The organism is Candidatus Electronema sp. TJ (assembly GCF_048287355.1).
Classification (GTDB): domain Bacteria; phylum Desulfobacterota; class Desulfobulbia; order Desulfobulbales; family Desulfobulbaceae; genus Electronema.
In genome coordinates, this window is record NZ_JBLWEP010000064.1 from 1 (window position 1) to 8,091 (window position 8,091).

Genomic DNA, 8,091 nt, shown 5'->3' on the forward strand with positions numbered 1-8,091 from the left:
GGGATGGCTCGCCTGAAAGATAGCTGGCTTATCCCAAGTCTCGGATGGCTCATCTGTCGGATAGATGCCGCATTCCAAGTTTGGGATGGCTCGCCTGAAAGATAAATGGCTCATCCCAAGTCTGGGGTGGCTCATCTGTCGGATAGATGCCGCATTCCAAATTTGGGATGGCTCGCCTGAAAGATAGATGGCTCATTTCAAGTCTCGGATGGCTCATCTGTCGGATAGATACCGCATTCCAAATTTGGGATGGCTCGCCTGAAAGATAGCTGGCTTATCCCAAGTCTCGGATGGCTCATCTGTCGGATAGATGCCGCATTCCAAGTTTGGGATGGCTCGCCTGAAAGATAAATGGCTCATCCCAAGTCTGGGGTGGCTCATCTGTCGGATAGATGCCGCATTCCAAATTTGGGATGCCTCGCCTGAAAGATAGATGGCTCATCCCAAGTCTCGGATGGTTTGTCTGAAAGATAGATGGCTCATTCCAAGTCTGGGGTGGCTTATCTATCCCACAGATGCCGCATTCCAAGTCTGGGATGCCTTGCTTTTAGAGCCAACGCAGGACAATCTGACCATTCCTCTTGTTTTTCATCTTCAACCACAGGACTGCGCCGCATGAACCGAATAGCCCTCAGCCTCTTCCTCATCGCACTGACCACTCTGATGGCCGAACTGGCCTTGGTGCGGATTTTTGATGTGATCTGGTATTCCAACAAGGCGTACATGATCATCACCATGGTCATGTTCTGCTTCGGGCTGGCGGGAGTGCAGCAGTCTCTTTGGCCGATGCGGCAGGACGGGCGGCTGCGGGCCAAACTTGCCGGGCTGACCTTTTTTTTCGGCCTCTTCCTGCTCGCGCTGCTGCCTGCAATCAACAGCCTGCCGCTCAATCTGGCCAACATCCAAGCCAGCTCCGGCAAAGACCTCGCCGCCTTTGCGGCCATGTACCTGCTCCTCTCCGCGCCGTTCTTCCTTTCCGGCCTGTTCTTCACCGTCATCTTCTCCGCCTATGCCAAGGATATTCAGCGGCTCTACTTCTGGGACTTGGCCGGAGCCGCTCTGGGCTGCCTAATTCTGATTCCTTTCCTGCCGCCTGTCGGCCCGGCAGGCGCGCTTTTCCTCGGCGGCGGCTTCTGCTGGATCACTGCCGGACTGCTGGCTGAGGGCAGATTGTGGCCGAAACTGCTGCCGCTGCTGGGCATCGCCGCTGCCGCAATTCCCTTTGTCAAATCCTTCACGGCTGACAATTCTGCGGACCGCTATTTTGAATTCCGGCACCACGTCTCCAAGCGCGGCGTGCTGGAAAGCATTGCGGCGGAGACTGTGGAGGTGAGCCATTGGGATGCGATCAGCAAAATTGACGTGATCAACACCGGCGGAGCCAAGCACGTCGCCTATGACGGCGGCACGCAGTCCAGCTTCATCTATCCCTTTGACGGCGACTACGCCAAGCTGCGGGCTTCTTTGCCCAAGGCGACCACAGCCAACTTCGGCGGCCAGAATGTCTATCTCAGCCACTGGCTGAAGCAGGACAGCGGTCAGGAAGTGCTGATCATCGGCGCGGCTGGCGGACAGGAAACCAAAGCGGCCCTGACCTTCGGCGCGAAGCACGTGGATGCGGTTGAGCTGGTCGGCTTTGTCGTCAAAATCGGCAAGGAGCTGTACAAGGACTACAACGGCGGCATCTTCAACGACCCGCGCGTGACTGCGCATGTGGACGAGGGCCGCAGCTTCCTGCGGGCTTCGGACAAAAAATACGACATCATCCAGATGTACAGCAACCACACCTCCAGCAGCGTGGCGGCGGGCAGCGGGGCCATGTCCACCACCTATTTGCAAACAGCAGAGGCGTACATCGAATATTTCCAGCATCTGAAGCCGGACGGCATCCTCCAGATCAACCATCATGTCTATCCCCGCATGGTGACAACAGCGGCCAAAGCGTGGAAAGACCTGGGCCGCGCCGATTTCCGCCGCCATGTTCTTGTCTTTCAGGCCAAAGACGGCGTACGCGACAATCTGCCCACTTTGCTTATCCGCATGACTCCGTGGACCAAGGAAGAAGTCGCGATGCTGGAGACCTGGTTCTGGGGGCACACGAAATTAGTCGAGCATCCCTATAAGAAAGAAGCCTCCATGCTCAGCGACGAATTCTATTCCGGCGAGTTGTCCAACGCCACGCTGGACCTTGTGCCCTTCCGGGCGGCGGCGGCCACCGACAACCGGCCTTATTTCAATTTCCTGCGCAAAGAATGGGGACGCTACAACCGCGCCTATCCTGAAAAATACATGGATTACTCCACTGCCGCCCGGCTGACTTCCCAGTACACCGAGGATCATATCCTTCCCAGCGATATTGAGCATCTGGTGGTGGTGTCGGCAGCCTCGCTGCTCTTCGCGCTGGTTTTTGTGCTTGCGCCGCTGCTTCTTTCCAAGGCCGGGCGCGTGCGCTGGCCAGGCAAGCTGGCTTCGCTGGGCTACTTCTCCTGCCTCGGCGGCGGATTCATCATTGTCGAGCTGGTCTTCATCCAGATATTCATGAAGCTGATCGGCTTCCCTCTGCACACATATTCCGCCGTGGTCTTCGCCATGCTGATCGCCGCCGCGCTGGGCAGCCTCTGTTCAGGAAAGATGGGCATCAGTCCGCAGCGGCTCTGGCTGCTCCCGTTTGTCGGAACCATCCTTTCTGTCTTGTTCTTCATCGCTGTCTATCCGGCCTATTTCAACCAGTTCCTTGCCTTTTCCCTTTGGAGCCGGGTGGCGGCGGCTGTGCTGCTCATCCTGCCTGCGGGCTTCTTCATGGGCATGTGCTTTCCGCTCGGCATATTGGCGGTGAGTCGGCAGCCGGAAGGCGCGGTGGCCTGGGCCTGGGGCATGAACGGCCTCTTCACAGTCATCGGCGGCATTGCCAGCGTGCTGATCTCCATCTATCTCGGCTTCAATCTCACCCTGCTCTGCGCCGCCCTGATCTACGCGCTGGCCCTTGTTCTTTTCATGCGGATGCGGGAGCAGGAGGCGGCTGTCTGATGCTGCTGTCCTTTCTCAGCCTGCTGCGGCGGCAGGCTGGCCTGATTGCCCTGCTGCTTGGCTCAGCCTTGGTCTATCATCATTTCTTTCTCAGCCGGGCCTATGTCGAGTTTGACTACACAACCGACCATGACACCGCTTTGCAGATGGCTTGGGCCGGGACAGGAGAGCAGTTTTCCCGCAGCTGCATGGCTGCCGCGCCGCTGACAATAAACACGACGCGAGCGGGCTTCTTTCTGGGCAGCCTGAGTTCCATGCGCTCCTTCCGTCTCAATCCCATGGGCAAGGCCAGCGGGGCAGTCATCTTCCGTCGGATCACTGTCACTCAGCCAGGCTGGAAGCCTTTGGTCTTTGCAACGCAAGCTGATTTCGCCCGTTTCCGCGCAGGAAATAATGTCTCCTCCTTGTCCTTTATTGAAGGCTGGGGCTGGACAGTCAGTTCTGAAACAGGCAATCCTGATCTCTATCTAGATCATTTTGAACCGCCGCCCAGAGATTTTGTCAGCTTGGCCAAAGAGCTGGGACGTTTTTTGCTGCTTGCGCTCCTCTTGCACACCGTGCTGAAGGGCTTCGCGCCCTTGGTTCCAGATTTCCGTTATATTCCCCTGCTGCTCTTTGGTGTGACACTGCTGGCCGCTGTGCTGGCGGTGAAGACAAATTCAGGCAGCCATCCTGATGAGCTGGTGCATGAGACGGCTGCGGCCTACTATGAGCAGCATTGGCTGATGCCTGCGGCGGAATCGCCGGAGATTGCCGCCACCTACAGCGGCTACGGCGTTTCCCGGCTGAACTCGCGGGAAATTGCCTACTTCCTGATTGGGAAGTTTTCCTGGCTGACAGAGAGCTTCCAGCTGCCGTCTTTTCAGCGGCAACGCCTCTTCAATGTGATGCTGCTTGCCTGTCTTGTCCTGCTGACAGTCAAGTCTGCCGCCGCGCGGCTGCTGCTTCTGCCTTTTCTCATGACACCGCAGGGCTGGTATCTGTTCGGCTACTGCAACTCTGATGCCTTTGCCCTCTTCATCACCCTGCTGGCCGCATATCAGCTCGCCGAACCAGAATCGCTGCTCAACCGCCTGCTTGCAGGCCAGCCAGCAGGCTGGATGACTGTTGTCCGGCTGGGTCTGCTTGCAGGACTGCTCCTGCTCATAAAGAAGAATTTTTATATCTTCATCCCCTTTGCCGGGCTGTTCCTCCTGATTGAATTTGCTTTCCGGCAAAGAACATTCTCTCGGACTGCGCTGCGGCCTGTCGCCGTTGCAGTCGGCATCGGCATCGCTATTATCAGCATTCGCGCTGGATTGGATGTGCATGTCAACGGCTGGAACAAGGCGGCGAAAATCCAGCAGCTGAAGGAGGAAAAGGCGGAACACGCCTACAAGCCCAGCACTGAGCTGGCCCACAAGCATCCGCATCTGTATATGAAGGAACGCGGTGTGCGCCTGAAAGAGCTGCTTGGCGAGAAATACCGCTGGGGCGGCCACATCATCCGCAGCTTTTATGGAGTGTACGGCCAGATGAGCGTGGCGGCGAGCAAAAGCTACTTCGATTTGATGATCTGCTGCGGCTGGCTGTTCCTCGCTTTTGTGTGTCTGACGGTGCTGCTGCGGGGCGGCTGGTCCGAACGGCTGCTGCTGCTGAATCTAATCTGCTGCGGCCTTGCGCTGATTGGCGGCGGCATTTGGGCTTCTTGGACGAAAGATTTCCAACCGCAGGGCCGCTACATGTTGCCTGTGCTGCCCATGCTCGGCCTGGTGCTGTCAAGAACCGCGCCGCTCTTTCAACCCTTGCTGCTGCGCTCGTTCTTCACCCTGATGTTCCTGCTCTCGCTGGGCAGCTTTCTTTTTATCGCCTTGACCTCTCCTGCGTTGTGAAGTTTAGCTTAAGCCTGCCAGACCTTTTGCAGAAGTTAGCGGGTTGCAGCGGAGAGCAAAGCAGTTTCTTCTGCGGCGGTGTCTTGCGCATGACTGCTGCTGCTCCTTTCTTGCCCGCCTGCAAAACAGTTCAGCTTGGCAAGAGAGGAGTTCGGCTGAGCAACAAAGAAATTCGGCTGAGCAAGAAAGATATTTGGCTGAGCCGCAAAGAAGTCTGGCTAAGCAACAAAGATGTTTGGCCGAACAGCAAAGGAGCTGGAGTCGGCCAACTGCCTTTGCTGCTGAACAAAAAAGGAGTTTGGCCAAGCCGAACTTCTTTCCGGCTGAGCCAACTTTCTTGGCAGCCGAGCAGAACTCTTCCTTTGCTGAGCAGAACTTCGTTTCAGCTTGATTGCTTCTTGCTGCAAATCCTTGCTGCGGACGTATGCAGGAGCATTATTGTTCCGGCCGCAGGGTGAGATGCTCCATGATATACTGCCGCCGTTCTGGCGTATTCTTGCCCATGTAAAATTCAAGCACCGGGCGCACGTCGGCTATGCTTTCAATCCGCACTGGCTGAAGACGCATCGCTGGGCCGATGAACTGCTTGAATTCCGGCGGTGAAATCTCGCCCAATCCCTTGAAGCGCGTCACCTCCACGCCGCCCGTCTGCGCCTTGAGGCCGCGCACCGCCTCGTCTTTCTCCCGCTCTGAGTAGCAATAGACCGTCTGCTTCTTGTTCCGCGCCCGGAAGATCGGCGTTTCTAAAATATAGACATGCCCCTGCCGGATCAGCGCGTCAAAATAATGCAGGAAAAAGGTCAAAAGCAGATTGCGGATGTGCAGGCCGTCCACGTCCGCGTCTGTGGCCAAGATAATCTTGTCGAAACGCAGGCCAGCGACGGAGTCCTCCACATTTAGGCTCTGCATCAGAGCGTACATTTCCTCATTCTTGTAGAGCAGATCAAGCTTCTGGCCATGCACGTTCATCGGCTTGCCCTTGAGCGAGAACACCGCCTGGGTGAGCGGATCGCGGGACGAGACGATGGAGCCAGCGGCGGACTGGCCTTCGGTGATGAAGATCATATTTTCCTCGTCTGGCCGCGAGGGCTTGCCGGGCTGCGGATGATATTTGCAATCCTTGAGCTGAGGAATCTTGAAGGCGACCTTCTTGGCCTGCGCCTTGGCCTCCTTGCGCACGCTTTGCAGCTCTTTGCGCACCCGCTCATTGCGCTGGGCCTTGGCAAGGAGGATTTCCGCAGTCTCCGGATGCTTGTAAAGATGCGTGGCCACGGCCTCGCGCACCGCGTTGACGAGCCAAGCCCGGATGTCGGTATTGCCCAGCTTGTTCTTGGTCTGCGACTCAAAGACCGGTTCCTGCACCTTGACCGCGAGAATGCCGATCAAGCCGTCACGCACGTCCTCGCCTGTGTATTTTTTGCCAGAAAACTCGTTCACCCCTTTCAAAATGCCTTCGCGGAAGGCGGAAAGATGTGTGCCGCCTTCGGACGTGTAGGTGCCGTTGACAAAGGAATAATAGGTTTCGCTGTACTCATCCGTGTGCGTGAAGGCGAATTCGAGAGCCTGCTCTTTATGCTCGATGGCCGGATAAATGCCGCCGCCGTCCAATTCCTTGGCTAAAAGATCGGGCAAACCTCTCTTGGAAAAATATTCCCGCGCAGGCTCGTCCGCCCAGTTCAGGCGCAGCCGCAGCCCGGCGTTGAGATAGGCATACCGCCAGAGCCGCTGTTCAATGTAGCCAAGATCAAAGGCGAAATTGGGAAAGAGCTGTTTGTCCGGCAGGAATTCCACCAGCGTGCCGTCCGGTTCAGCCGTCGCGCCCTCTTCTTCCTGCACCAGCACGCCATAGGCAAAAAACGCTTTTTTAAAACGGCCTTCCCGGTGCGAGCAGACCATGAACTGTTCGGACAGGGCATTGACCGCTTTCGTGCCCACGCCGTTCAGTCCGACTGAGAACTGAAAGACCTCGGTGTTGTATTTCGCGCCGGTGTTGATCATTGAGACGCATTCGACCACCTTGCCCAGCGGAATGCCCCGGCCATAATCCCGCACCCGGCAGCGTCCTTCCGCGCTGACCGCAACTTCGATCTGCTTGCCGCAGCCCATGATGAACTCGTCGACGGCGTTGTCTGTCACCTCTTTCAGCAGGATGTAGATGCCGTCGTCGGGATCAGAGCCATTGCCGAGGCGGCCAATGTACATGCCGGGCCGCTTGCGGATGTGCTCCAGCGAGCTGAGGGTTTTGATCTTCGATTCGTCGTACTGGTGCTGTTCGGTCACGTCGTCTGTCTTGCAAGGGTGATAGGAAAGAGAAAGCAGCGCAAGTGTACTCGCTGCGGCGCAGCGCGTCAAAAGGTATGCGCCCCTGCTGACGAAACTGGCACCGGGCCATGCAAAGACGGGTAATTTTTACCCGCAGCACAGGCCGCTCTGCGTAGAAATTACCCATTTTGCAGCATGCGGCAAGTGCCCTGATTGGCGCAAGAAACAAAAAAATCTTTTTTACCAGTGACATGCCAGTATTTTTCCGCTTATAATGAAACTGGCACGGATTTAGCATTACTCAAGTCAAGCGAGCATAATGAGGCATGTGGAGAATGAGCAGTGTGAAAATGAGAAGAATTGTCGTTGCCGCAGCCATCGCAGCCATCGCAGCAGGAGCAAACAGCCTGCACGCTGTAGAATCGCAGCCCTGCGATGCAAAATCAGGGTACTGTCTGCTTCCTAAGAAGATGTCGCCGGAAAGGGAAGCCATGCTTTTCGAAACAAGGAAGGCGGCATTGAAAAACATGGTGTCAAGGCAGGCGGCGGATTGCGCCTTGACCGGCGAAGCGGAAAACAGCCTCACCTTGTCCGCAAAGCTGGCCGGGGAGCTGTTCAGCCTGCGTGACCAGATTGTTCTCAAGGCGCAGGAAACCGGACTCCTGCTCCAGCTGCCGAGCATAGTCATGGAGTTCATGGGCAGCTGCGGGCTGAAAAAAGATTGGAATCAGCTTTGCGGCAACTACGGGAATCTGCTGCGCAAGTATGGCATCCCGTACCGGAAAGCAGTTCTCGCTGCCGCGCAAGGTTCCTGACGCAGCGCAAGCAACAAGCTTAACCCGATATCCCGGCAGGTTTACTCCTCCTTTTTTCTCCTGCCGGGATATTTTTTCAACAGCAGCCTAAGTCGTTTGCAGGCAAAGTCTGCTGT

Annotated in this window: 5 protein-coding genes; 4 read left to right on the plus strand and 1 reads right to left on the minus strand. The window is 56.6% G+C overall.

Features of this window, described 5'->3' with window-relative positions; genetic code table 11:
- Positions 1 to 615: 615 nt before the first annotated feature.
- The 3 genes from ACNKID_RS06360 to ACNKID_RS06370 all read left to right on the plus strand — a co-directional run bounded on the left by ACNKID_RS06360 (position 616) and on the right by ACNKID_RS06370 (position 5,356).
- A complete protein-coding gene (locus ACNKID_RS06360) occupies positions 616 to 3,027 on the plus strand; it encodes a hypothetical protein (RefSeq protein ID WP_417912596.1) in 2,412 nt (803 codons plus the stop codon).
- Positions 3,027 to 4,898, plus strand: a complete 1,872-nt coding sequence (locus tag ACNKID_RS06365; RefSeq protein WP_417912597.1) for a hypothetical protein — start codon at positions 3,027 to 3,029, stop codon at positions 4,896 to 4,898. Before ACNKID_RS06360 ends, ACNKID_RS06365 begins: the two co-directional genes overlap by 1 nt.
- A gap of 89 nt (positions 4,899 to 4,987) precedes the next feature.
- Positions 4,988 to 5,356: a hypothetical protein gene (locus ACNKID_RS06370; RefSeq protein WP_417912598.1), complete on the plus strand. Its 369-nt coding sequence runs from the start codon at positions 4,988 to 4,990 to the stop codon at positions 5,354 to 5,356.
- Here ACNKID_RS06370 and ACNKID_RS06375 read toward each other — a convergent pair.
- Entirely contained in the window at positions 5,334 to 7,178 is a 1,845-nt protein-coding gene (locus ACNKID_RS06375; RefSeq protein ID WP_417912599.1) for a DNA topoisomerase IV subunit B, read from the minus strand. The genes ACNKID_RS06370 and ACNKID_RS06375 overlap by 23 nt on opposite strands.
- A gap of 332 nt (positions 7,179 to 7,510) precedes the next feature.
- Between ACNKID_RS06375 and ACNKID_RS06380 the strand changes: the two genes are divergently transcribed.
- Positions 7,511 to 7,975, plus strand: a complete 465-nt coding sequence (locus ACNKID_RS06380) for a hypothetical protein (protein WP_417912600.1) — start codon at positions 7,511 to 7,513, stop codon at positions 7,973 to 7,975.
- Positions 7,976 to 8,091 lie beyond the last annotated feature (116 nt).